This is a genomic window from Clostridioides sp. LIBA-2809 (assembly GCF_056688965.1).
Window position 1 is genome coordinate 2,282,181 of the sequence record NZ_CP197004.1, and the last position, 25,244, is coordinate 2,307,424.

A 25,244-nucleotide genomic window follows, 5' to 3' on the forward strand; every position below is an offset into this window, starting at 1 on the left:
TTACGCACATCCTATATTAAACAAGCAATTAGAATGCCACACTTTACATATAAATACTTTTCAAAATTTTAAATTTAAGATTTTTATAAATTTTTTTCTATACATCAGAAATTTTTCTATACGTATAGAATCATATTTACCCTTTTTTAAAGTATTTTTATTATTTTTATAATTCTTATTTCTAAAATTTATAATTAAAAATTATTTTTTTCAAATCATCTTTTGTGTTTTTCACATCATCTAATCTCACAGTTTTTGCTTCTATAAATTTACCTTTAAATGATTCTGATAATTTCCAAGAACTATAATTTTTATCCTTTTGAATACAAGGATATAACAATATGCATCTTTTTGCATTTTCATAGGTTGTTATGTATGCATACATCTGATATATATCACTTGACCTATAAAAAACATTTGAATCTACTTCAATAGCCTTCCATTTTGTATCAATTATAATTTCATATTCATCTTTTAAATCATATAATACTATATCTGGTCTTAGATTAAAATTTTTCTTTCCTGTTTGTTCATTTTTTAAAAGAAATTTACTCTTATCTTGTATATAAGTTTCTCTAAATGAATTATCCCATATATTTTTTATTAAGACACCTATATATTCTTCATATAAAGTATTTATTTCAAATAATATAGAAAAGGCCTCTTGATTGTTTTGACTATTATCCATAGATAAATTTAGAAGTATAAGCCTAGCCAACAAATAACAATCTTTAAATCTATCATTATTTTTATAAAATTTATAATCTAATAGTTTTTCTTTATCTACATAAATTAGGTCTACATTTTGAAAATAACTCAAAATTTTTTTAATCTTACTTTGAATTAAGTTATCATTTATTCTACATAAAATAGATACACATGCTTTTTTAAGAACTTGATTCAAGAAATTATTTTCACTATATTCATCGTACTCACATTTTATTTTCATTGGGGAGATACCTTTTTCTCTTGCATATGTACTCAATAATATTTTACCTCTTATAACATTTGAATTTTCTATTTTATTTACATATTCAAAGTGAATTCCTCTTTTAATTTGTGTTTGCATATTTTCAATAAAATACATAACAAAGAAATTTAAAAGATTATAATTTTTTAAACTTAATCTTATGCTTTCATTCATTATAATTGGAATTTTATTACATATAGAAAGCATCTGTAATAACATTTCTCTGTCTTTTACAAGATTATCACTTAATGACAATTTTGGAAGTACTTCAAGTATTACATTTTCAAAGCATATGATACCTACATAGTTTATAAATCTAAGTTTTTTGTACTTAATATCTATTATATTACTCTTTAATACATCATTATTATTATCTATATATTTAAGCAATTTTTCATATTCAATTTCTGTAAGCTCATTTTCACCATTACCTACTCTTATCCATTCATAAGTTTCTTTAACATATATATTTTTACTCATATATATTTTTTAACTCCTCACTAGATATGTTTTGCTTTATACAATAGTTAACTTTATTTTCAATCACAGATGTATTATTTTTTTTAAACAATTCAGAGGCCATAAGTTCTTCTTTGTAAACAATATATTTATCTTTTTCATCTTTTCCTATACCACCTAAAATAAGACCTACTTTTTCTGAATCATAATAAAAATACTCTTGAAGGAGTGGTATTATTTTACTTCTAAATACCAACACTATATCATCAATATTATCTACATTAAGTAAGTAAGCTTGTCCAATAACATGGTCTCTATCATATAAAAACTCTATCCTTTTATTAATTGTATATAGCATATTTTTAACATCTATACCATCTACAGTAGACAATAAATCATAATCTGGCATAATTTCTTCAAAACTAAATCTTCTTCTCAAAGCTATATCTAAGAGCGCTATTGATTTATCTGATGTATTCATAGTTCCAACTATATACAAATTTGGAGGTAAAGAAAATTTTTCTTTTGAATATGGTAACTTGACAATAGTTTGATTTGATTTAGTGAGTCTTTTATCTTCCTCAAGTAATGTTATTAACTCACCAAATATTTTAGATATATTACCTCTATTAATTTCATCTATTATTAAAATATAGCTTTCTGATTCTTCAAAATTAAAACTGTCACTAAACTCTATATTTTCTAATATCAATTTCTTTTTTCTAGCTTTTATCTCTTCTAAAGTCAAATTATTTTTTTCCAACTCAAGATTCAACTTTTTTTCAAACTTCAATGCATCATAACATGCTTCTATAGATATATCCTTTAATATTCCATCCTCTGGTTTGAAATTTCCCTTACCATCAGACTTTAGCCCTTCTATAAACTCCTCATATCCATATGATTGATGAAATGTACAAAATTCCACATTATTTCTATAATTTACATTACTTATATAATCTCGATTTTTTAAATTAGTTTCATTTATCAGATTATAAACTATTTGTTTTGCATTGTATGTTTTACCAGTTCCTGGGGGGCCATAAAGTATAGTATTTAAAGGCATTTTATTAGCAAACCTTTTTGTGTATTTTTCAACTAAACTATTATTTTCAAATATAACCCAAGCGTTCCCATCTATATTTTCTTTTTCATACTCTATCCACTTAACAGGTAGATAATATCCACCTTCTAAAATGCTTATCTTCTCTTTATCGAATCCTTCCATGACTTGACATACCCCAAATATACTCTTCATTGTATGGTCATTCTCACAGATTACTTTCTCACTATTATGTAATAAGATATAATCATCTGTATTTATATTTTTCAGATATTCTAATTGCTCTATATTAGTAGGCTGAATAAATAGCTCTTCATTGTCTATACATTTATCTACATTTTTATAATAATAGTTTTTTAGATACCATTTATTATTGTCACTCGCTTCTATCATTTTTCTCAATGATTTCTCATCTTGTAACTTAATAATTTCTAAGTATGAACTAATATCATCATTACTTAATTTATAAAACTCACTTGTATATGCTTTGCAACTTGAAACTGTATCAAAATTGTACATCCATTTTACTGGTAATGTATGCCCCAAAATATGACTTAATTCATAACCATTTTCAAAGCTTTCTTCAACTATACCAATAGATACACTACATTTAATTTTTTCTTCTATATTTTGATATGCCTTATATAAAAAGTAATCACCCTTTTTAATTGACATAAACCTTTTTATAAAGTCTTTGTCATTACAGTTGTCATTGATATATTTTTCTGATTTTTTTCCCATATTGAGTACTTCTTTTAAATTTATTTTTATATCAAAACCAAGTGCAATTATACTTTCTTCTCTAAAAACTTGTGGTGTATCTGTTTCCTGATAAAAAAATTCTTCCATTAACCAATATTCTGTAACTCTTATATTTTCAGACATATCTTTCTCCTTAATATCTAAAACATACTAATTATACAACAAAGCAACTTTAATCTTTCCGTCTAAATTTTCTTTTAAGTATAAAGAAAATATCACTTCATATTTTTCTTCTATTTTACTTTGAATATTATTTATTAAATCATTCAATTCTACTAGAGAAAAGTCCATATTTCCTTCAACAAATACAATGCCTTTTTTGTTTATGAATTCTTCACCTAAATACTCCATTTTTTCAAATAAAACGTTGGCTATGTCACTATATTCTTTTGTATCTTCAAATTCTTCAAAAGAATACTTAATTCCCTTATCTCCTATAATAGCTTCCTTTAAATCGGTTATATCTATATTTATCATACAGGAATCCGAAATAGACTCTATCATAATATTCATTAAATCAACAAATTTAAAGATATTATCATTATTGATTTTAAATTCTCTCCCAAGTTCTAAATCTTCTTTATTTTCCTTCTCTGAACAATTCATTCCTATAGATAAAATTCTTCTTTCATTTGACATATATGAAATAGCTTTTATAATCTCTCTACTTTGTTTGTCTTCAGTTGAATATGCTAAAAATAATATCTCTACTCCATCTAAAAGGCTTCTGACATATTCTTTTTCAACTTCTTGATTTATATTAATTCTTTCTATGTCTACATTTTCTTTTATTTTTTCTTCTATTTCATTTATTATATTAATACCTTCAGTTCCAATACCAATTATCTTAGCATTCTTATTAAAATCTTCCATTATCATACATATCTCCTTAATAATTATTTGGTTTTAACATTTTAAATATTATAACATATTTTCTTCAAAAAAATATTTTAACTCTTTAGCCTTGTTATAAAGCAATTTGTTTATAAATTTTGGCTCTATCACTCTTGCATCTTTACCTATTGAAAATAAAGTAGATACATACCAATCTATCTCACCTTGCTTTATGAATGTATCAATTATACCACTACCATCTTCCTTTATTCCCACATCTAAATCGTAAGAATTATTCTTTATTTTGGATATACCTTCTTTAGTTAATAGTACACATAGTTTAATACTTTCACCAAATTTTTTAGTAAATGACATATTTTCATATGCTTTCACATATACTGTATCTATCCACTCTTTCAAACTTATATTTTTCTTTTTACTCTTACCTATCCTTTTAAATTCAATCACATTTTCCATACAAATTAATATAATCTTATCACTTTCATAGTCATATACAGGTGTAAACCACACACACCTCTTTAAAAATATACCCATAGGACATACATTTTTCTCTAATAATTGATTTCCAGACTTATATTTAATATTTAAAATGCAGGACTCTGAGGAAGCTCTAAAAATTTCAACTATATCACTACTTTTATACCTTCCTTCATTAGGTATAAACTCAATATAACTTTTTATATTATCTATCCCTTCTTTTATACTGCTTTTACGCTCATAACTTATTTTTCTTATTATAGAATCAATTTCTTTATCTATCAACATTGACTTATAAATTTGAAGTGATTTAAGAGCAAAGAAGATAGACATTACTTCTATTTCTGTAAATACAACAGGAGGTATATAGCTATTATTTAAAACCCTATACCCTCCATTCCTACCCTTTTCTGTCTGAATTGGAAGTCCCATTTCGTTTAATTCTGTCAAGTATCGTTGAATAGTCTTAGTTGAAAGATTAAACTCTTCTGACAACTCTTTAATTGTAAACTTCTGCTTATCATTAATATATGTCCAAACATCAGTTAATCTTTTTATCTTTGACAAATAAAATCCCCCTCATTATTAATACTAATCTTAATCTATGAAATGATAGTGTATTTTTTTAAATTTAATATCAATGACATTCTTATATTTTTTCATTAAAAAACTAAAAAATGGTACTCCAACTACTGTCACAACCACAAATTCTCCAAAACCTACCTGTATCATAGATAAAATCAAAGGAAGTCCAAAAAATATGTTTAACATCAATCCAACTACAACTGCATTTACGATAGTTGGCCATATAGAAGCTATAATCAATGTACCCTTACTTTGTCCACCTATTTTTCTAGTAAAATAAATCAAACTCCCACTTATAAATGTAGCTAATGTCCCAAATACTATATCAGGTACACCGTATGGACCTATAACATTTGCTAAAAAACATCCTAATGTAAGACCTACTATGTATCCTTTATCTAAAAACGCTAAAAGCATCATAATCTCTGCTACTCTAAATTGTATTGGACCATAACTTATAAATCCCAATGACAGGGTTAAAACCGCATAAATTGCTGTAACAACTGCTGTTAATGCTATATTAATACTCTTTCTTCTCATATCTGTCTCCTAGTAAAAATTTTCTTGCTAAAAATTAATAATATAACTTTATTTTATACAAATTCTATAAACTTAAACAGTTATTTTATATAAACAAATTATTTTAACGAACTATTTTATTAATTCAATTTATATTATACAATATGATACATATAAACTCAAATAGCTATATTTTAAATATATGTTATAATTATTGTATACAAATTCAATTTTAATTTTCTATTATTCTATAAAAACATTAAAAAAGAGCCTTAAAATTAGGCTCTAATAATTTATGTCAAAATCAATGAACTCTGCTATCTTTTAATTTAGATAATATCATCCAAGTACCTACACAATCAATTTCTAATTGTTTTTCTATCTCATCATACAGCATTTCTTGATATGATGTATTTAAAACAACATTTTCAACAAGTTTAGAAATTTCCTCTTCTGCAAAGTCAATTTCTATTTGGTTTTGCTTTTCCTTAAAAAACACTCTTACTTTTCTCTGACTTATCGAACGACCCTCAAAGCTGACTAAACATTCTAAAATGTTTTTATCTCCTCTAAAATTATTTACTGCTCTCATGTTATTTAGATTTCCAGCCAAAACATCATCCCCTTAGTTAATTTTATATTTTATAAGTAAAATTCATAATATTATAATAACTACTTATTAAATATCTTTCAACAGGTATGACATAACTGGTTGTTTAACATGTAAAACTAGTCTAAAATCTTCATAAATAATTATTTATTCATAGCCATAAATACTTTTTCAGGTGTAATAGGAAGTGTATTTATTCTCACACCAACACCATTAAATACGGCTTCTTGTATTGCTGGCAAAGGTGTATTTATAACAACTTCTCCAACCGACTTAGCACCAAATGGCCCTGTTGGTTCATAAGTTTCAACAAAATCTACTTCTACATTTCCAATATCACATCTAGCTGGAATCTTATATTGCATAAATGTATTTGTATCCATACTACCTTTTTCTGTATATCTAACTTCTTCAAATAGTGCCATTCCAATTCCTTGAACAATTCCACCTTCCACTTGTATCTTAGCTAGATTTTTATTTATAACTGTTCCACAATCTACTATAGCTACATAATCTACTAAATCAACCTTACCAGTTTCTTTGTCGATTTCAGTTTCTGCAAAACCAGCAATAAAAGGAGGTGGAGATACTGGACTACCATGAGAAGCAAAACCTATCAATTGATTAGTATCTGGTCCAATTGTAGAATCTACTGCTATATCAAACAATAATGTACTACCTTTTTTGCTAGTTAAGTTTACACCATCAAATTCTACTTCATCTTTATCAACACCCAGTTTAGTTGCTCCAGCAGAAATTATTTTTCCCCTTAAGTCTTGAGCAGCTTTAACTACTGCCATACCAGTTACATAGGTAGTACTTGAAGCATATGAACCTGGGTCATATGGAACCAAGTCAGTATCAGCTGATATGACTGTTATATTTTCGATACTTGTTTCAAGTACTTCAGCAGCCATTTGAGCTAGGATTGTGTCACTTCCTGTACCCATATCAGTAGAACCTATCATAAGTGTATAATCTCCACAGTCATTTAATTTAATTTCAGCTGAAGACTTGTCAAGACCTTGTATACCAGACCCTTGCATAGTAATTCCCATACCAACACTTCTAATTTTTCCATTATCAAGATGTTTACAAGGATATTTTTCATCCCATCCAATAAGCTCTTTGCCCTTATTTATACATTTTACTAAATCCACACTATTTAAAGTTTTTCCATATGCAAATGTAGTTTCACCTTGTGTTACTACATTTTTTAATCTTAAATCTGTTGGGTCCATGTTTAATTTATCAGCAAGCATATTTATAGTTGATTCAACAGCAAAACATCCTTGAGAAGCTCCATATCCTCTAAGTGCTCCTGCTGGCATTTTATTAGTGTATACTACATCTGCAATAAATCTTGTTGCTTCAACTTTATTATACATTGGTAAAGTTTTTTCTCCAACCAAACCAATAGTTGTAGAGGCATGCTCTCCATATGCACCTGTATCAGAAAGTGCATTTATATCTATAGCTTTTATTATTCCATCATTAGTAGCACCTAATCTAACCTTTAATCTCATTGCGTGTCTACTTGTTGAACAATTGAAAGTTTCTTTTCTATTATAAATTATTTTAGCTGGTTTACCTGTTTTTAAAGTTACAATTGCCGAAAAAATCTCCACACATGCAGTTTGTTTTCCGCCAAATCCACCGCCAATTCTAGGTTTTATAACTCTAATTTTACTAGCTGGTAGCTCTAAAGCACGAGATAAATGTCTTTTAACATGAAATGGTATTTGAGTTGAACTTACTACAACCAATCTTCCAGTATGGTCCAAGTAATTGTAGGCTCTATATGTTTCCATCATTGCATGTGCTTGAGCTTGAGTATAGTAAGTTTCTTCAATCACTATATCACAATTACTTAATACTTTTTCAATATCACCTTTTGTATAATCATGATGTGATACTATATTATTTTCTCTCTGCATACCTATGTCAAAGTTACAATGTCTATCTTCATCATGCACTATAGCTTTATTTCCTATTGCCTCTTCAAAATCCAAAACAGGTGTAAGTACTTCATACTTTACCTTGATAAGATTCATTGCTTTAATTGCTGTTTTTTCATCTACAGCTGCAACTATAGCTACTTCATCACCTACATATCTCACAACATCTTCAAGAATTAATCTATCATATGGAGATGGTTCTGGATATGTTTGACCAGCAAGTGTAAATCTAGATTTTGGTACATCTTTATATGTTAAAACACATTCAACACCATCGACCATTTCTGCCTTTGATGTATCTATATCTTTTATCTTTGCATAAGCATGAGGACTTCTAAGTATCTTTACCACCAAAGCATCTTTTGCTGATAAATCATCTGTATATACAGGTTTCCCCGTTGTGATACTCATTCCATCTATTTTTTTGATTCCTTTTCCAACTATATTCATGTTCTACTTTACCTCCAGATAAGTTTTGATAGCTCTTAACTGTCCCATATACCCTGTACATCTACATAGATTTCCTGTCAGATAATGTTTTATTTCTTCATCTGTAGGATTTTCAAGCTCATCTTTCATTGCAAGTACAGTAAGTATAAAACCAGGAGAACAGAAACCACACTGTTCAGCTCCCTCTTTTACCAAAACCTCACTAAATTCTCTAACTTCATTTTCTAAACCTTCAATTGTAGTTATTTCTTTATTTAAAACCCTCAACGTTAATGTTGCACAAGATAATGTAGGTTTCTTATCAATTAAAACTGTACAGAGACCACAACATCCTGTGTCACAACCTCTTTTTACACTCAGATTACCAACTTTTCTCAAAGTATCAACTAGATATTCTTCTGGCTCTATATCTACACTTTTTTTCTTTCCATTTATATTAAGCTTCACTAACATTAAATAACCTCCATTATAGCTCTTTTTAAAAGTACTTTACTCATAGCTTTTCTATAATCCCTAGATGCTCTCATATTAGAACCAAAAGTTAATTCTTCTGATGCTATTTCTATTGCTTTATCTATATTAACTTCATTAACTTCATTATTAGATAGGAATTCACTAGCTTGTTTTGCAATCATAGCTTTTTGAGGTCTTGCACCTACACATAATTTAAATTTTCCCATGTATTTTGATACAGATACATTTAAGAGAGGATAATCACTCTTTGCATTTCTCAGTGATTTATAAGAAGCATTTTTATTTGTCTTCTTTATATATACCTTAATTAGTAAATCTTTCTCATAATCTCTATTAAGAAAATCTTCAAGACTAATCCTTCCAGCCTTATATAATTCTACTTCTGTATCTAATGAAAGTAATGCTACTATCAAGTCAGAAAAACCATATTTAGAAAATACTGTAGCTCCAACCGTTACTACATTTCTAAACTGGATTCCTATTATATCTTTAACTGAATCCTCTATTATTTGTCCAAAATTTTTTTTGATTATTGGACTTATCTCTAATGTTCTAAAAGTAGTCATAGAACCAATCTCAATATAGTCTTCATCTTCTTTTATATAATCTAAATTTAAATTAGATAATTCTATTCCTGTCCCTATTCTTTTTTTCCCCATTCTTAAAAAAGCACTTCCACCAATCACCTGATTAGTTTTTCTTTTATTTAAAATTGAGTACGCTTCTTCTACTGTATTTGGCTGTACAATATCCATAACCGTAAACATAAATTTCCTCCCTTATTTGCTATTCTTATTTTAAATACAACTAATTATATCATAGCTTCAACAAATTTTGATAATAAATATATCCCATATGTAAATTCTGTAAATTAGTTCTACATAAAAAATGACTATTTCAATAATTATCATTAGATAATTTTAAAATAGCCATTATTGTGTATTATTTAAAGTGAAATTTTAAAAAGTTGATACTTTTTCACTTATATTTATCACTTCTTCTTCTAATAATCCAAGTTTTTTAGCTACCAATTTTGTAGTACTTCCTTGTATTACTAATGTGATTAGTATAGTCATAAATACTACTGATGAAATTACTTCGTATCCAGGAACTTTCATTGCTGAAATGATACCACAAAGTGCAGCTGGTATTACTCCTGTTTCCCTTACCCACATCATAAATAACATTTCATTTTTACTCCATTTTGCTTCTCTATCCACAAGTGTACAAACTAAAACACAAAGTGGTCTTGCTATAAACATTAATACTAGTACTGTAATTACAGATGGCACAAAATATTTACCTAATTGAGCTAAATTAACTTGGCTACCTAATATTATAAATATTGCCATACGACAAATAGTACCTAAAGTTTCAGCAACATAGAAATCTGCATCGTAAGATTTTTGACTTAACCAAATTCTAAAGTTTTTCTTATTTCCAGTTATTATACCTACAATAAAGCAAGACATGTATCCACTTCCACCTAATTTTGTAGATAATTCATACGCAACTACAACTGAAATAACAGATATTATTGGTGCAAAATCTTTGAATATTCCATATGGTTTATCATTAACCAATTTCAAAAGCAGTATTCCTGTAATTAAACCAATCACAACTCCGACAATAACCATTGTCCCTAATTCATAAATATTTTCACTTAATGAAAATTTATTTGATAAAATTACAGCTAACACTGCTGATGTTAATATAGCTCCTGTTGCATCATTAAAAGCTGATTCACTTATTACAGTTTGTTTTACTCTATCCTTTATTTTTACCTGATTAAATATAGGTACAAGAGTAGCTGGGTCTGTTGATGCTATTATAGTTCCTGCTAATAAAGCAGTCATTGCACTTATTCCAAAAGCAAAGCTTATTACTTGTTGCATTATAAAAGCAGATATCACAACTCCTAAAGTAGCTAGTAAGAATACAGATATCTTTACATTTCTCAACACTTTTAAACTTATTTCTTTTCCACCTAAGTATAAGATAAATGCAGAACCAAATGTAAGTATTAGTTGATTTTCTATTTGAAATCCGCGAATATCTATAAATTTTAAAAATGATGGTCCTATTAGAATTCCTACAAGTAAAAATAGTACAACATCAGGAACTTTCAATATTTCGCTAAGCTTGCTACAAATTATTCCAGTTATACTTACAACAGCAAAAATCACCAATAAATTATTACTGGCAATTGTGTGTATAGATGATTCCATGTCAGTCTCTCCTCCCAATATGCATGCATTATATGACATACTCGTTTATTCATTTTACTATATAATTATAGCACACAAATAAATGTTATCAATCATATTTTTTGGACTCTGCAACTTAACCTTCATTTTTGATAATTAAATAACGCTTATATAATTTTAATATTTTTTACCAGTCGTTAAAAGGTTGATTTTGTCAAGTTTATAGTATATATATAATAGCATTATTTATATGTATATCTTTTTTAGATATTTTTCGACTTTTTTTCTTATTAAAATAACTTTAAATTTAACAATAAAACATTTCATTATATATTTTTTTTAAAATGTACTATTTTCAACATTTTCATTAGCTTGGTCTATTCATTTTTTTCTTATCTATTCTATATCCAAGCATACTTCCTATATTTTTATTTGGTTGTAATTCTTCAGCTACTTCAAGTTTATTATCAAGATTTTTTTTCATCCTAAAAATCTTACTTTTATTTTCATCTTTTCTATCTTTTTTCATATTTTCTCCTTTCAAAACAATATAAATTTTTCTATTTATTACTTATTATTTCAAATTTCTATAATTTTAATCAAAAAAGGGAAATTTCTCAATACAATATAGCTTATTTAACACTATATTTATATCTAGAATTTCCCTAATTATTTTGCTAATTAAATTTTTCAATGACTTCTTCTAAATTAGAATTTACTCTTTCTTCTTTTTTCCAATTATTTAATGTATAATGCGTCCTAAACGTAAATATACCTGAAATTATTAATATAAAATAATATACAAACCCACTATATAAGAGTACTGAATACCCTAATAACTCTTTTGGAATTATTTTTGAAAACATAGTAAAGAATGTAACCTCATTTGCTCCAACATTTCCTGGTGTTGGCACTGGCGATATTGCCATATACAAAAATACTTGTAGTGTCATTATATGTATATAAGATACTCCTTTTAAATTTGAAGCTTTATAAACACAATAGACTATACTAAAATACGCGATTAGTTGTAATACAGTAAGCAATATACTTAAAACTAAAACTCTCACATTTTTGATAAATATTTTTATAGAGTAATTATAATCATCAATATAATGATTTACTCTATCACGTTTTGAATCTAAGAATTTAAACGTCTTAAATTTAGATAAAAGATTAATCAAAATTTCTGCTACCATTTTTACTTGTTTGGGACTAAATACTATTAGTAGTCCACCTAACAACATACTTACATTCATAATCATACCAACTGTTATTAACACTCTAACAGAATGTACTTGTTGCATTAATAACGACTTATTTAACAAAATTAAAATTCCACAAAACAGAGTAACTGTACTTTGAAATACCACTGTCTTATTAGTAACTATAGCTACTGACTTACTAAGACTCACATCATATTTTGTAAGTGCATATATTTGCATGGGTTGACTTCCAGATGCAAATGGAGTAACTAAATTATAGTAAAATCCCATTGTAGCCATTTTAATACCAATAAATTTTACTTTTGTTTTTTGAACTGCATTTATTATCAAATGAGTTACAATAGCTTCAATTAGCATATATACTAATATTATTAATATTCCAAAGAATATATAAGCCTTATTTACTAGCCTTATAATTTTAGGTATTAGTTTTATATCTAAAGTAGTTAACACTAAATAAGTAGTAATACATATCAAAAATAGTAAAAATCCATATTGAATAAAATCTTTTTCTTTTTTGGATAGTTTTCTCATTCATTTTCTCCTAAATTTTTTCATATCACTATATCATAGTATACTACTTAACATATTCTTTGCAATACTAAAAAAAATAAGTCTCTATTAGACACAAACACATCTACAAACTTTTAAATATTTTTACTCCTTTAGTAGAAATAATTCTCCATATCATAAAATCTAATATTAATGTAAGCACACTTGCTAAAACAATATACATATTTAAAAATGAAATTCCCAGTAATATATAGATACCTCCAAGTATAACTATATATACTAATGATGCTAACATTGTAACTATCATACTTGCACTTCTCTTTACCACAGCCACTTCATTTTTCCAATCAAGGTTTGGATATAATAAATTTGTTAATAAACCCATCAAAGCTACAAACATTGAAAGACTTGTAATTAGACAAATTGATACAATAATAAATTGAACTTCAAAACCTAATCTTATAGATACCAGTATTAGACATAAAATAGATAATGGTGCATTTAATAAAAAATTCATCAATATCTTTGACCAGAATATTTCTTTCTCATCTATTGGAGAAGACTTTAATATCCATAAATTTTTTCCTTCAAAAGAAATCGAACAATATGTTGTACAATTCATTACTATTATAAAGAATATTACACCTAATAACTGCATTTTTATAAGGCTAAAATCAATATTCATTTTTAGTAATTCAGCCATTTTATCTGCACCAAATACTAATATTAAAATTGTCCCTACTATTAGAAATAACAGACCAACAGACGAATTTAAAAAGTAGATGAATGAAGAAGAATATCTCTTAAACTCCTTTTTTAATAGAGCTTTTGATGGTCTTGAAATTTTTTGACTCTTGAATTCATAACTTTTTGATTTATAACTTTCACGCATCTTAGAATTTATATTTTTAAATCTTTTAGCAAATAAAGTTACAAACATAAAAAATGGTATTATTGATATTGCTATAAATACCAAAAATGAAGTTATACTTCCTGTTTTAAGAGCATCAACAAAATAATATGTAGGTGGATATATTTTTCTAATAGTCTCTGAAATAGATGCACTATTTTTTAACATTTCAACTGATATAGAATTCAATTTTGACATAAATAAAGTATAAAATAGAATCAATATAACACTACCTATGATTAACACTAAATTTTTATATTTTATTCTTGATGATATCTGCCCTATAAATAGAAAAATTATTGATGAAACAATTATTGGTAATAAAGGCAAAGCTAAAAATAATAATATTAAATAAGGGAAATAGGTTATACTTACATCAGAATTTAAAAAATAAACTACTGCTGGTATAATCATACATATTGAAGAAAATAAATAGTTTGCTCCAATTAGCATCACTATTTTACTTGCTAATACAGTAGATTCTTTTATTGGTAAACTAGTCAAGAGGTCTAAATCTTTTGCTTGAAATAGATATGATGAAGTTTTGTATAATGATGTAACAATTGTTGTCAATGTTGATAGTCCAAATCCAAATATCAGTAATATTTCCATTTGATTTATTTGTTTCAAAATATCAACTAAATAAAGACTTAAACTAGTTACATAAAAAATCAACAGACCTGCTATAATAATAATCGAAAATACCATTCCTATTATTTTTTGCTTTTCTCTGCCATCTGCTTTTTTTAAGGCATTTAATTTAAATTCATTTATTATATTAGTTTTTATTAATATACTTAGATTGCTCATATTTTATCATTCCTCACTTTAGACACTATATTGTATAAAAAACATTTTATTTTTCTATTAATTCCATAAAGATACTTTCAAGTGAATTACTTCCTTTAACTTCTTCTGTAGTTCCATAGGCAATTATATTTCCATCTTTTATTATGGCAATCTTATCACAAATTTTTTCAGCAACTTCTAAAACGTGTGTTGAGAAAAATATACAACCACCTTTTTCACAAAACTCCTTCATAATCTCTTTCAATATAAATGATGCTTTTGGGTCAAGACCTACAAAAGGTTCATCAAGAATTAAAATTTTTGGATTATGTATTAAGGCTGAAATTATGGCTAATTTTTGTTTCATACCATGTGAATATGAAGATATTAAATCCCCTAATGCTTTATTAAGTTCAAACTTATTTGAATAATATTTTATTAACTCTTCTCTTTCATTTTTATCAACTTCAAATATATCTGCTATAAAATTGAGATATTGTACTCCAGTTAATGATTCATATAAATCTGGATTATCAGGTATATATGCCATTTCTTTTTTACATTCAACAGGCTGTTTTTTTATAGATTTAGAATTTACAAGTACCTCTCCCTCTTCAAAATCGTGTATCCCAACTATTGCTTTAATAGTAGTAGTTTTACCTGCTCCATTATGACCTATAAACCCAAAAAGTTCTCCATCATTTACATCAAAAGAAACATTATTTACTACTTTTTTATTTTTATATGATTTAGATACATTGATTATCTTTAACATAATTTTCCTCCTTAATTATAGTCTTGATATTTGTTATATATAATATATAACAAATATCAAATAATTACAACTTTTATTTGTTTATTTTTAAAGTTTATACAATACAAAATCATCAGAAATATAGAAATACAAATTATATTTAATTCTAAATTACACATAATTATAAAAGAATGTATAGTTCGATTTGCCTAAACAATGTATAATAAAAAATAGTTGACTATAATAATATAATGATTAAATAGAAGGAGCAAAACATGAATACATTTGAACAATTAAAAATAAGTTCTACTCTAATAGATGGGCTTAAAAAACAAGACATAACTTCTCCAACAGAAGTTCAATCACTTGCTATAGAAAATATAATACAAAATAAAGATTTATTGATTAACTCTCAGACTGGTACAGGGAAAACACTAGCATACCTTCTACCTATATGTGAAAAAATTGATACGTCAAAAAGAGAGACACAAGCTCTTATACTTGCACCTACACATGAATTAGTAATGCAGATTACAAATCAAGTGGAATTATTAGCTAAAAACTCAGAAATTCCTTTGACCTCTTTAGCTTTAATCGGGGAAGTAAATATACAAAAACAAATAAAAAATATAAAAACAATAAAACCACATATAGTAATCGGCTCTTGTGGAAGAGTTTTAGACTTAATAAAACAAAAGAAATTAAAATCGCATAATATAAAAACTATTGTCTTAGATGAAGTGGACAATCTATTAAATGGAAAAAATATAACTTGTATAGAAGATATAATAAGAACTACATTAAAAGATAGACAAATTATAGGATGCTCTGCAAGCCTTACTGATAATACTATAAAAGTTTGTGATAAAATTATGAAAGAATTTGAAATAATAAAGACGAAAGAAAAGTCACAAATAAATCCTAATATAAATCACTCATATTTATTAGGTGAGATAAGAGATAAGTTCACTTTTCTTAGAAAGACATTAGCTGCCACAAATCCAAAAAGAGCAATTGTATTTGTAAATAATGAAAAAAATATAGAAGTTTTAGTATCAAAACTAAATTATCATAACTATAAAGCAATAGGGATTTTTGGAAATATGGCAAAAGAAGATAGAAAAAATGCAATAAATAAATTTAAACTTGGAAAAGCAAAAGTTTTGATTACAACTGATTTATCTGCTCGTGGACTGGACATAGTAGATGTAAGTCATGTTTTTAATTTAGATTTTCCAAAAAGTAAAAATGAGTACTTGCATAGATGTGGTCGAACTGCTAGAGGAAATCGAAGTGGTAACACAATATCAATAGTAACAAAACAAGAATTAGATATTATAAAGGATTTGCAAAAAGAATTCAATATAACAATTACGCCTAAAACTTTACAAAATGGGAAACTAATAGATACAATTAAATAGTCTAATAATACAAAAGAGCTATAATTTCTCATCAAAACAGATTAGAAATTATAGCTCTTTGTTTTATTAAATTAACTTTTTAAATAATATCTATTATAATAGCCAAAGTTTTATTATAAATAATATAGCCAAAACAATCATTACTATAGAAACATGTTTCTTGTCCTCTGCCTTTTTCGCTCCAAATATATTGTAAAATACATTTACGAAAACATAAGTTAATATACCTAAAGTCAAACCATCACCTATACTATAAGTTAATGCCATACAAGCAATTGTAACAAACGCTGGTACACCTTCAGTTATATTATCAAACTCGATATCTTTAACTGTACCAAGCATTAAGTATCCAACATATATTAAAGCTGGTGCTGTAGCACATGATGGAATTGCTATAAATACAGGAGAGAAAAACATTGCAGCCAAGAATAAAATACCAACTGTTACTGCTGTCCATCCAGTTCTTCCACCTGCTATAACTCCTGTTGAACTTTCAACATAAGTTGTAACTGTAGATACTCCAAGTCCTGCACCTACTGTAGTTGCAACTGCATCTGTAAGTAAAGCTCTACCTACATTAGGAACATTTCCTTTTTCGTCTAGCATATTTGCTTTAGAGCAAACACCAACCAATGTACCTACTGTATCAAAGAAATCAACAAATAAGAACGTACAAACTACTACTAAAAATCCACCTATATTTGTTGGATGTAATACATATCCTAAATCTATTTTACCTGCTATTGGTGCTAAACTTTCAAATTTAAATAATCCACCAGGTAAATATATACCTAATTTTTGTGCATACTCTGGATTCATAAAAGCAAATCCCCAAGCAAGTAATGAACTTACTACTATTCCAAAAAGTATAGAACCTTTAACTCTTTTTTTATCTAATACGGCAATAATTATTAACCCTATACAAGTTATTATTACTGCTGGTGTAAATCTACCCATTTTGATAAGAGTAGCTTGGTCTCCAATAACAATTCCACTATTTACTAAACCTATAAGTGCAATAAATATACCAATACCACCTGTAACAGCTAATTTCATATTTTTTGGTATTGCATTTACAACAGCCTCACGAACTCCACTTACTGATAACACTATAAAAATAATACCTTCTACAAACACTGCTGTAAGAGCTACTTCCCAAGGAACACCCATTTGTAAAACTACTGTATATGCAAAAAATGCATTAAGACCCATGCCTGATGCTAAAGCAAAAGGAAGATTTGCAACTACACCCATTAAAATACATCCAAATGCTGCTGCTAAACATGTCCCTGTAACAAGTGCACCTGCTGGCATACCTGTTTCAGATAAAATATTTGGATTTACAGCTATTATATAAGCCATAGTTAAAAAAGTAGTTACTCCTGCAATTACTTCCTTCTTCATATCGACATTTTTATTAGTCAAAATTGGAAAAAGTTTCTGCATGGTACTACTGTTTGTTGTTTGCATAACAACACCTCCTATTAAATTTTACAAAAAAACGACACAGTAATTGATAAGCTGAGCCGTATCCTTCATAATTCAGTTAATTAAATATTTAATTAACTAAATAATAGTATACATAGTCAGAATATTTACGGTATTCCGGTAGAAACTTATGACCCATATTGTCAAAATTATATGTTATACAATACAAAACATTATTTTTTCTTTACGAATATTATTTTAATTTATATAGTTAATTTTGTCAATATATACGTATATATTATACTGATTTTGTATTAATATTCGATTATATTAAGTATTAATTTCTTTAATTCAGATTATAATTATATTCTTTACATTTTCGAAAAATATATGATATTTTAATACAATTTATTTATAATTGAAATATAAAACTTAGTCTAAGATTATATTATAATAAATTGATAAATTTTTTATTTAGAAAAATAAAGTGAAGAATTTAACTATATGCCATAAAGGGCATTAAAAAATTAAAGTTATTGCAAATCATATAATCAATGAATAATCTTTTGATAAAATGTATTTACCTCCATTATGATATAATAAATTATGGAGGTGAATATAAAAATGGGTATTATTCTTAAGCCAAAAAAATTTTATATGACTATCATAGCTACAATAATTCTGTATTTTTCTCTTAATTGCAGTTTTAATATAAAATTTTCTATATGCTTATCTTTTTTAACCATCTTAATTTGGGCTATAGACTCTGTTGAAAAAACTGTAGTTGCATTATTTTTCGTAATTCTAGCATTTATTTTTAACATTGCACCCTTAAATGTAATTTTACAATTTTTATTTACAGAAAATTTTTATATAATAGTCCTTGCCTACATAATTACTAATGCAGTTACAAAAACAGGAGTTGCAAAGATTATTTCTGAAAAACTAATTTTAAATATTGTAGATACACCTAAAAAAATGATTCTTTTATCATATATTTTGGGTATATTGTTAATATTTTTTATCCCACAACCATTTCCGAGGGTTATTCTAGTATCAGCTTTTTACAAAGAGTTTTTAAAAGAGCAGAAAATAACTGAAGATTCAAAATTTATACTTTTGTTTAGTATATTTACAGCATCTACATTTACATCAATGTTTTTTATAAATGGGGATACTCTTTTAAACTATGTTGTATTAGAACTTGGAAACTGTAATATAAATTGGGGTCAATGGGCTTTTTATATGTCTGTTCCAACCATAATTACATGTTTTATAACTTATTTTTTATTTATTTTTATCTTTAAAAAAGAATTATCTTCAATAGAATTTATTTCTCATGGAAATCTTGATTCCAATAAATTTCAGTTTTCATATTCTAATTTTAAAAAGGAATTTAATTTATTAAATAAAGAACAAAAATATACTTTTTTATGCCTAGGAATAATGTTTTTCATGTTTTTAACCCAGTTTATGCACAACATAAATACTCTAATTATAATGTCAATTTGTGTACTTCTTTTATCACTGAGAAAAATAGTTGGATTCAATACTTTAAAAGAAATAAATTGGAAAGTACTTATTTTTTTCATAGCAGCATTTTCAATTGGTGGAGTATTAAAGTACTCTGGAGTTGTAGATATAATGGGAAATTATCTGATAAGGTTTATACCAAACTCTTCAGAAATTATTTCAATCTTATTTTTAATAACTCTGACAATAGTATTGAACATATGTCTAGGAAGTGCTGTTACTACATCATCTGTGGTAATACCATTACTTGGTAGTTTGCACATACTAAGAGAAAATAGCATTACTTTGTGTCTATTTGTCTACATTATAGTAAGTATACAATACATATTACCATTCCATCATGCCACAATAATGGTTGGGCATGGTGAAAATCTATATAATAGCAAGGTTATTTTTAAGTATGGTTTAACTCTGATTCCTTTAACTTATTTTATAATAATATGCGTGACATTCCCATGGTGGAAACTTATAGGTTTAGAAATCTAAAAAAGATGAAAATATGAATTAACTTAAAATAATAATAGCTTAGATTATTAAAAAAAATTCATATTTTCATCTTTTCATACAAGTCTACTTATATAATTGTACATAAAACTACTTTTTAATCATAATGCTAAAAATTATTTGTTTTACTACCTTTTCCAAAAGTATTCTCCCAATCTTCTATAAACTTATCTACACTCCAGTCTGTCAATGGATGATTCATCATAGCTTTACAAATATCATATGGTACTGTAACGCTATGTACTCCATGTTGCATTAATTCTATAACTTGCTGTGCATTTTTAAAACTAGCGGCAAGTACTTTTGTATCCATTTTATAGGTATCTATTATTTTTATAAGTTCTGAAACCATGGATACTCCATCGCCAGATATATTATCAAGTCTATTTACATAAGGTGCGATATAATTTGCTCCAGCTTTTGCAGCTAGAAAACCTTGATGTGCTGTAAATATTGCAGTAGCAGTTATTTTTATCCCTTTTTTATGAAGGTCTTTTATAGCTCTTAAACCATCTTGTGTTACAGGTATTTTTACATATATATTTTTTCTCAAACTACTTATGTATAATGCCTCTTCTAATATTTCTTCATACTTTGTACTTAGCACTTGAGCATGTATAGGCATATCCTCACCTATAATCTCACCTATCTCATTTATAAGTTGCTTAAAATTCTTTTTTTCTTTTGAGACAATACTTGGATTTGTAGTTACACCATCTATTGGTAAACAAGTACATAATTCCTTAATCTCCTCCACATTACCTGTATCTAAGATTAGTTGCATTAAAATATCCCCCTTTAATCTTTATTTATTCTTATTATATATTGATTTGGTATTATTTTCAATAATTTTATTATTGTTTTATCTTTTTTATTATTGTTTTGATTTTTTTTAATTTTATAATCTCTTTATTTATTAAATTTTAAACAGATAATTAGTAAAAATATACTTTTTATATTAAATTAATTTTGTATTCCATGTTAAAATAGTTGATATATTGTATTTTATCTTATAATATTTACTATAATACTACATTAGGAAAAGAGGGAAAAAATGTTTGCAGAAGAAAGGATTCAAGCTATATTAAATATCCTAAAAAAAGAAGGCAGAGTTACTGTAAAAGAACTCAGTTCTAAATTTAATGTTACAGAAGATTGTATAAGAAAAGATTTAAAAAATATAGAAAAAATCTCTTCAATACGAAGAATTTATGGTGGGGCTGTATTAGCCAGAGAAACTCTAGAAAATCAAGATACAAAAGATAGAAAAGAAATCAACATTCCAACAAAAAAAATAATAGCAGAAAAAGCATTTAATCTAATTATGGATAGAGAAACTATATTTTTAGACATCTCTACAATTAATATATTACTTGCAAAACTTTTAGCTGAAAGCAATAAAAAGGTAACACTGGTCACAAATATGTTAGATATACTAAATGTAGTTACTTCAAAACCAAATAATTTAAATATAATTTCTACTGGGGGTTTATTAAATCTTAGCTTAGATGGCTTTGTTGGTACTCCAACTATAGACTTTATATCAAAATATAAATTTGACAAGACTTTTATGGGTAGCTGTGGTGTAGATGTATTCAACTCTTCACTTACAACTTTTGAAATTGAAGATGGTCTTACAAAAAAAGCTATAATAAATTCAAGTAAGAAAGTGTTTATAGTTATGGAAGATAAAAAATTTAAATTTGATGGAAACTTCAAATTTGCTCATTTAGAAGATATTAGTTCTATAATTACAGAAAAATCTCCTACCCCTGATATAGTAAGTACTTTAGCCGAATTTAATGTAAATATTTTATAAACTCAATTACAGATTTTATATATTTACACCTAAATATATATTATTATTTTGTAAATATCCTTAAAAAGCCTAATTCTACAACAATCATTTTATAATTGAATTTAATGGTTAAAAATTAATTTGAAATAGACTTTCTAAATATAATACAGTTATTTTTAGAAAGTCTATTTCTTTAACAAACCATTTAATAATACTATTCACTTTAATATATTAGCAGAATAAATATATTATAGATGAATAAAGTCTTATTTCATTTCATCTTTCATTTGCTTTTCTATTTCTTTAGCAAATTTTTTTTGCTCGTATCTTTCCATCATCTCATCTTTTTTCATTTCTAAATTTACCATAGCACCTTGTGCATCATCTTTTAAATCCTCAGCAGTATTCTTCATTACATAAGCTGTCTTTTTAACACCTTCTTTTATATCTTCTTTCATATTTTTCATGTCTCTTTTTAATCTATCCATCAAAACTACCTCCTCTGTAAATATAATATTTCTTATATTTATTTTTCCCAAAGTGCATATATTTATTTGTAATATCAATTATAATTTTTAAGTCATTAAATGTAATTTAAAAGTATCTAAATATATAAATTTCAATATATTAGATATTTTTTGTTTCAAAATAAAAATAACATCAAGCATAAATTATATACTTGATGTTATTTTTTAAATTCACAGTAACTTAATTGTTGGGATTACTATAATGATGACTTATATGGAGGATGTAAGGGAATCTCATCATTATAGTTTGGTGTATTTTATGGTTTAAAACTTCTTTTATTTATATTTATATAATACATTTTTAGTATGAATTTTTCATGATTTTAAAATGAACTATTATTGAAACTTATATTATTTATATAAACAAATCAACTTTTAAATTCAACTGTAAATACTACAGAGTTTTCTTTGTTTTTTATACTATAATCAAACCCATGACTTTTAAAAATTTGACTAACTATATAAAGTCCAAGCCCACTTCCTCCAGTTTTTCTTGAGCGAGATTTTTCTATTCTATAAAATGGATTAAATATCTCTTCCAAGTAACGTTTCTCTATAGTCACACCAGTATTTTCAATTTCTAAAACTACTCTTTGATTAGAAGTCTTTTTATTTATGCGTTTATTTTTATCATAAAGTCTAATTATAAGCTCTGAACCCTCAGGAGAATATTTTATGGCATTATTTATTATATTATTAATTGCCTTAGTTATTCTCTCTTGGTCTGCTTTAACTTCTAGGTTTTCTTCTATATTTAAAATAGTTTTCATATGTTTTTCTTCTATTAAAAATACTTGTCTTTTTACCAATCTATTTAAAAGCTCAGTTATATTTATTGATACCAATTTCAAATCTTTTTCAAGTATCTCTGATTTTGAAACTTCTATCATTTCATTTACTAAATCTTTTAATTCTTGCGTACATTCATATGATTTTTTCAGATAAGTATCCCTATCTTTATACTTCCCTACACTATAAATCATACCTTCAATTTGACCACTTATTATGGTTATTGGAGTTTTTAGTTCATGTGATATTGTGGCGACAAAATCCTTTCTTCTATATTCTTGTTCTCTCTCACTCTCTATTATATTTATAAGAGGTTTTGTTATTACAATTGAATATATATAAGCTCCAATAATTGCTATTAATATCGCTATTGATATGATGTATGGCATTAACTTTCTTATAACTTCGTTTGCTTCATCAATTGGCTGTAATGGCATAACGAGTTCTAAAGTATATGGCCCATCTTTTGCATCTTTAGTATATATAGGTATAGATGTTCTGTATTCATCCTCAATACTATTAATCATGTACTTACTATATCTTAAAATAACTACTTCATTTTTTCCATATACAATTTTTCCTTGACTATCTTTTAATAAAATAGCTAGATTTTGGTCTTTAGCCATATAATAAAGTCTTTCTTCTAAAGTATATGTATCAAAGTGAATTGAACTATCTACTAAAGATTTTAAACTCTCTTGAAGAGACTCAATTTTATACTCATGATAATATGATGGCAATAAAAAATATAAAATTAGATATATTATTAAAGCTAATGCTATTAATAATGATGTCGTTATAGAAAATAACTTATATTTTATGCTTAACTTTTCCCACTTATCAAATATCCTTCTCAAGTGTATATCCTATCCCTTTTACAGTTTTAATATATGGTAATGATATTTTTTTTCTTATATTTTTTATATGTGCATCAACAATTCTAGTATCTCCATAATAGTCATAACCCCATATACTATCTAAAAGACCTTCTCTAGTTATAACCTGAGGATACTTCTCTATCAGAGCTTTCAATATATTAAATTCTTTTAGTGTAAGCTCTATAGGTTCTCCATCTATCTCAGCTATATATGTGTTTAAATCAAGCTTTAATTTTTCAAATACTATAAATTTATCATTTATAGTTTTGTTACTTCTTCTTAATATAGCTTCTACTCTTTTTATAAGAAGATTAAATGAAAATGGCTTTGTTATATAGTCATCACATTCTAAATCAAACCCTTTAAGTTGGTCCCCTTCATCATTCAAAGCAGTCAAAAATATAATTGGAACGCTTGATGATTTTCTTATCATTTTACAAACCCCATAACCATCTAGATTTGGCATCATTATATCTAATATTACTAAATCATAACTTCCTTGTTTAAACTTTTGTATACCTTCCAATCCATCATTAGCTGTATCAACTTGATAACCTTCTGCACTTAAAAATTCTGATATTAATTCTTGTATATTTGAATCATCTTCAATTACAAGTATTGACGAGTTCATTCTATCAATCCTTTCTATTTTATTTAAAATTTCCTATATTACTTATATTTTATCTCATTGTTGTGAATTTTACATGAAAAAAGAGCTATCTTAATTTGTAAATTAATTCTTTTAATTTAAAGATAGCTCTTTTTTATACATTTTATTTAACTTA

The 25,244-nt window shown here is 26.2% G+C and carries 22 protein-coding genes and 1 riboswitch; of the genes, 3 read left to right on the forward strand and 19 right to left on the reverse strand.

The window, feature by feature from the left end; all coding sequences use genetic code 11:
- Positions 1-181 precede the first annotated feature (181 nt).
- From ACTG44_RS10970 to ACTG44_RS11035, 14 genes are all read right to left on the reverse strand, one after another.
- Positions 182-1,450 carry an McrC family protein gene (locus ACTG44_RS10970; RefSeq protein WP_021384945.1) on the reverse strand — a complete coding sequence of 423 codons (1,269 nt, stop codon included), beginning with the start codon at positions 1,448-1,450 and terminating at the stop codon, positions 182-184.
- Positions 1,443-3,377, reverse strand: coding sequence for an McrB family protein (locus tag ACTG44_RS10975; RefSeq protein WP_479920453.1), 1,935 nt, complete (start codon positions 3,375-3,377; stop codon positions 1,443-1,445). Before ACTG44_RS10975 ends, ACTG44_RS10970 begins: the two co-directional genes overlap by 8 nt.
- Positions 3,378-3,404: 27 nt before the next feature.
- The gene (locus tag ACTG44_RS10980) at positions 3,405-4,133 is read right to left on the reverse strand and encodes an FtsZ/tubulin family protein (protein ID WP_234781116.1); all 729 of its coding nucleotides are present in this window, start codon (positions 4,131-4,133) and stop codon (positions 3,405-3,407) included.
- 42 nt (positions 4,134-4,175) lie between these two features.
- Positions 4,176-5,153, reverse strand: a complete 978-nt coding sequence (locus ACTG44_RS10985) for a helix-turn-helix transcriptional regulator (protein WP_021384943.1) — start codon at positions 5,151-5,153, stop codon at positions 4,176-4,178.
- Positions 5,154-5,183: 30 nt separating this feature from the next.
- A complete protein-coding gene (locus tag ACTG44_RS10990) occupies positions 5,184-5,711 on the reverse strand; it encodes a QueT transporter family protein (protein WP_479920454.1) in 528 nt (175 codons plus the stop codon).
- Positions 5,712-5,994: 283 nt separating this feature from the next.
- Positions 5,995-6,303 (reverse strand): hypothetical protein, encoded by a 309-nt coding sequence (locus tag ACTG44_RS10995; protein ID WP_021384952.1) that lies wholly within the window; start codon positions 6,301-6,303, stop codon positions 5,995-5,997.
- A 140-nt stretch (positions 6,304-6,443) separates the two neighbouring features.
- Positions 6,444-8,708: a xanthine dehydrogenase family protein molybdopterin-binding subunit gene (locus ACTG44_RS11000; RefSeq protein WP_479920455.1), complete on the reverse strand. Its 2,265-nt coding sequence runs from the start codon at positions 8,706-8,708 to the stop codon at positions 6,444-6,446.
- Positions 8,709-8,711: 3 nt separating this feature from the next.
- On the reverse strand, positions 8,712-9,161 hold the full coding sequence (locus ACTG44_RS11005; RefSeq protein WP_479916899.1) for a (2Fe-2S)-binding protein: 450 nt from the start codon (positions 9,159-9,161) through the stop codon (positions 8,712-8,714).
- Positions 9,161-9,949 carry an FAD binding domain-containing protein gene (locus tag ACTG44_RS11010; protein WP_479920456.1) on the reverse strand — a complete coding sequence of 263 codons (789 nt, stop codon included), beginning with the start codon at positions 9,947-9,949 and terminating at the stop codon, positions 9,161-9,163. The genes ACTG44_RS11005 and ACTG44_RS11010 overlap by 1 nt, the downstream gene beginning before the upstream one ends.
- A gap of 192 nt (positions 9,950-10,141) precedes the next feature.
- Positions 10,142-11,410 carry a cation:proton antiporter gene (locus ACTG44_RS11015; protein ID WP_021384937.1) on the reverse strand — a complete coding sequence of 423 codons (1,269 nt, stop codon included), beginning with the start codon at positions 11,408-11,410 and terminating at the stop codon, positions 10,142-10,144.
- A gap of 346 nt (positions 11,411-11,756) precedes the next feature.
- Positions 11,757-11,918 carry a hypothetical protein gene (locus tag ACTG44_RS11020; RefSeq protein WP_021384941.1) on the reverse strand — a complete coding sequence of 54 codons (162 nt, stop codon included), beginning with the start codon at positions 11,916-11,918 and terminating at the stop codon, positions 11,757-11,759.
- Between the two features lie 148 nt (positions 11,919-12,066).
- Positions 12,067-13,149 (reverse strand): lysylphosphatidylglycerol synthase transmembrane domain-containing protein, encoded by a 1,083-nt coding sequence (locus tag ACTG44_RS11025; protein ID WP_021384944.1) that lies wholly within the window; start codon positions 13,147-13,149, stop codon positions 12,067-12,069.
- 103 nt (positions 13,150-13,252) lie between these two features.
- Positions 13,253-14,848, reverse strand: a complete 1,596-nt coding sequence (locus tag ACTG44_RS11030) for a putative ABC transporter permease subunit (protein ID WP_479920457.1) — start codon at positions 14,846-14,848, stop codon at positions 13,253-13,255.
- Positions 14,849-14,894: 46 nt separating this feature from the next.
- On the reverse strand, positions 14,895-15,602 hold the full coding sequence (locus ACTG44_RS11035) for an ABC transporter ATP-binding protein (RefSeq protein WP_021384953.1): 708 nt from the start codon (positions 15,600-15,602) through the stop codon (positions 14,895-14,897).
- Between the two features lie 254 nt (positions 15,603-15,856).
- Between ACTG44_RS11035 and ACTG44_RS11040 the strand changes: the two genes are divergently transcribed.
- Positions 15,857-17,002: a DEAD/DEAH box helicase gene (locus tag ACTG44_RS11040; protein WP_479920458.1), complete on the forward strand. Its 1,146-nt coding sequence runs from the start codon at positions 15,857-15,859 to the stop codon at positions 17,000-17,002.
- Between the two features lie 93 nt (positions 17,003-17,095).
- Here ACTG44_RS11040 and ACTG44_RS11045 read toward each other — a convergent pair whose 3' ends face one another.
- Complete coding sequence (locus tag ACTG44_RS11045) at positions 17,096-18,472, reverse strand: NCS2 family permease (protein ID WP_021384949.1); 1,377 nt, start codon at positions 18,470-18,472, stop codon at positions 17,096-17,098.
- 93 nt (positions 18,473-18,565) lie between these two features.
- A riboswitch (purine riboswitch) is annotated at positions 18,566-18,668 on the reverse strand.
- A 386-nt stretch (positions 18,669-19,054) separates the two neighbouring features.
- Here ACTG44_RS11045 and ACTG44_RS11050 point away from each other — a divergent pair.
- A complete protein-coding gene (locus tag ACTG44_RS11050) occupies positions 19,055-20,449 on the forward strand; it encodes an SLC13 family permease (RefSeq protein ID WP_479920459.1) in 1,395 nt (464 codons plus the stop codon).
- A gap of 127 nt (positions 20,450-20,576) precedes the next feature.
- On the opposite strand, the gene fsa is transcribed toward ACTG44_RS11050, so the two are convergent.
- Positions 20,577-21,251, reverse strand: coding sequence for a fructose-6-phosphate aldolase (gene fsa, locus ACTG44_RS11055; protein WP_479920460.1), 675 nt, complete (start codon positions 21,249-21,251; stop codon positions 20,577-20,579).
- 270 nt (positions 21,252-21,521) lie between these two features.
- On the opposite strand from fsa, the gene ACTG44_RS11060 reads away from it, so the two are divergent.
- A complete protein-coding gene (locus tag ACTG44_RS11060; RefSeq protein WP_479920461.1) occupies positions 21,522-22,286 on the forward strand; it encodes a DeoR/GlpR family DNA-binding transcription regulator in 765 nt (254 codons plus the stop codon).
- A 245-nt stretch (positions 22,287-22,531) separates the two neighbouring features.
- Here ACTG44_RS11060 and ACTG44_RS11065 read toward each other — a convergent pair whose 3' ends face one another.
- From ACTG44_RS11065 to ACTG44_RS11075, 3 genes are all read right to left on the reverse strand, one after another.
- On the reverse strand, positions 22,532-22,753 hold the full coding sequence (locus ACTG44_RS11065; protein WP_021384971.1) for a hypothetical protein: 222 nt from the start codon (positions 22,751-22,753) through the stop codon (positions 22,532-22,534).
- Between the two features lie 407 nt (positions 22,754-23,160).
- Positions 23,161-24,438 (reverse strand): sensor histidine kinase, encoded by a 1,278-nt coding sequence (locus ACTG44_RS11070; protein WP_021385000.1) that lies wholly within the window; start codon positions 24,436-24,438, stop codon positions 23,161-23,163.
- Positions 24,422-25,090: a response regulator transcription factor gene (locus ACTG44_RS11075; RefSeq protein ID WP_003424455.1), complete on the reverse strand. Its 669-nt coding sequence runs from the start codon at positions 25,088-25,090 to the stop codon at positions 24,422-24,424. Before ACTG44_RS11075 ends, ACTG44_RS11070 begins: the two co-directional genes overlap by 17 nt.
- Positions 25,091-25,244: the final 154 nt, after the last annotated feature.

Bases quoted from the DNA above. Each gene is read 5' to 3' on its own strand.
- ACTG44_RS10970 (WP_021384945.1), bottom strand. From the start codon at position 1,450: ATGAGTAAAAATATATATGTTAAAGAAACTTATGAATGGATAAGAGTA.
- ACTG44_RS10975 (WP_479920453.1), bottom strand. From the start codon at position 3,377: ATGTCTGAAAATATAAGAGTTACAGAATATTGGTTAATGGAAGAATTT.
- ACTG44_RS10980 (WP_234781116.1), bottom strand. From the start codon at position 4,133: ATGATAATGGAAGATTTTAATAAGAATGCTAAGATAATTGGTATTGGA.
- ACTG44_RS10990 (WP_479920454.1), bottom strand. From the start codon at position 5,711: ATGAGAAGAAAGAGTATTAATATAGCATTAACAGCAGTTGTTACAGCA.
- ACTG44_RS11000 (WP_479920455.1), bottom strand. From the start codon at position 8,708: ATGAATATAGTTGGAAAAGGAATCAAAAAAATAGATGGAATGAGTATC.
- ACTG44_RS11005 (WP_479916899.1), bottom strand. From the start codon at position 9,161: ATGTTAGTGAAGCTTAATATAAATGGAAAGAAAAAAAGTGTAGATATA.
- ACTG44_RS11010 (WP_479920456.1), bottom strand. From the start codon at position 9,949: ATGTTTACGGTTATGGATATTGTACAGCCAAATACAGTAGAAGAAGCG.
- ACTG44_RS11015 (WP_021384937.1), bottom strand. From the start codon at position 11,410: ATGGAATCATCTATACACACAATTGCCAGTAATAATTTATTGGTGATT.
- ACTG44_RS11020 (WP_021384941.1), bottom strand. From the start codon at position 11,918: ATGAAAAAAGATAGAAAAGATGAAAATAAAAGTAAGATTTTTAGGATG.
- ACTG44_RS11025 (WP_021384944.1), bottom strand. From the start codon at position 13,149: ATGAGAAAACTATCCAAAAAAGAAAAAGATTTTATTCAATATGGATTT.
- ACTG44_RS11030 (WP_479920457.1), bottom strand. From the start codon at position 14,848: ATGAGCAATCTAAGTATATTAATAAAAACTAATATAATAAATGAATTT.
- ACTG44_RS11035 (WP_021384953.1), bottom strand. From the start codon at position 15,602: ATGTTAAAGATAATCAATGTATCTAAATCATATAAAAATAAAAAAGTA.
- ACTG44_RS11040 (WP_479920458.1), top strand. From the start codon at position 15,857: ATGAATACATTTGAACAATTAAAAATAAGTTCTACTCTAATAGATGGG.
- ACTG44_RS11045 (WP_021384949.1), bottom strand. From the start codon at position 18,472: ATGCAAACAACAAACAGTAGTACCATGCAGAAACTTTTTCCAATTTTG.
- ACTG44_RS11050 (WP_479920459.1), top strand. From the start codon at position 19,055: ATGGGTATTATTCTTAAGCCAAAAAAATTTTATATGACTATCATAGCT.
- fsa (WP_479920460.1), bottom strand. From the start codon at position 21,251: ATGCAACTAATCTTAGATACAGGTAATGTGGAGGAGATTAAGGAATTA.
- ACTG44_RS11060 (WP_479920461.1), top strand. From the start codon at position 21,522: ATGTTTGCAGAAGAAAGGATTCAAGCTATATTAAATATCCTAAAAAAA.
- ACTG44_RS11065 (WP_021384971.1), bottom strand. From the start codon at position 22,753: ATGGATAGATTAAAAAGAGACATGAAAAATATGAAAGAAGATATAAAA.
- ACTG44_RS11075 (WP_003424455.1), bottom strand. From the start codon at position 25,090: ATGAACTCGTCAATACTTGTAATTGAAGATGATTCAAATATACAAGAA.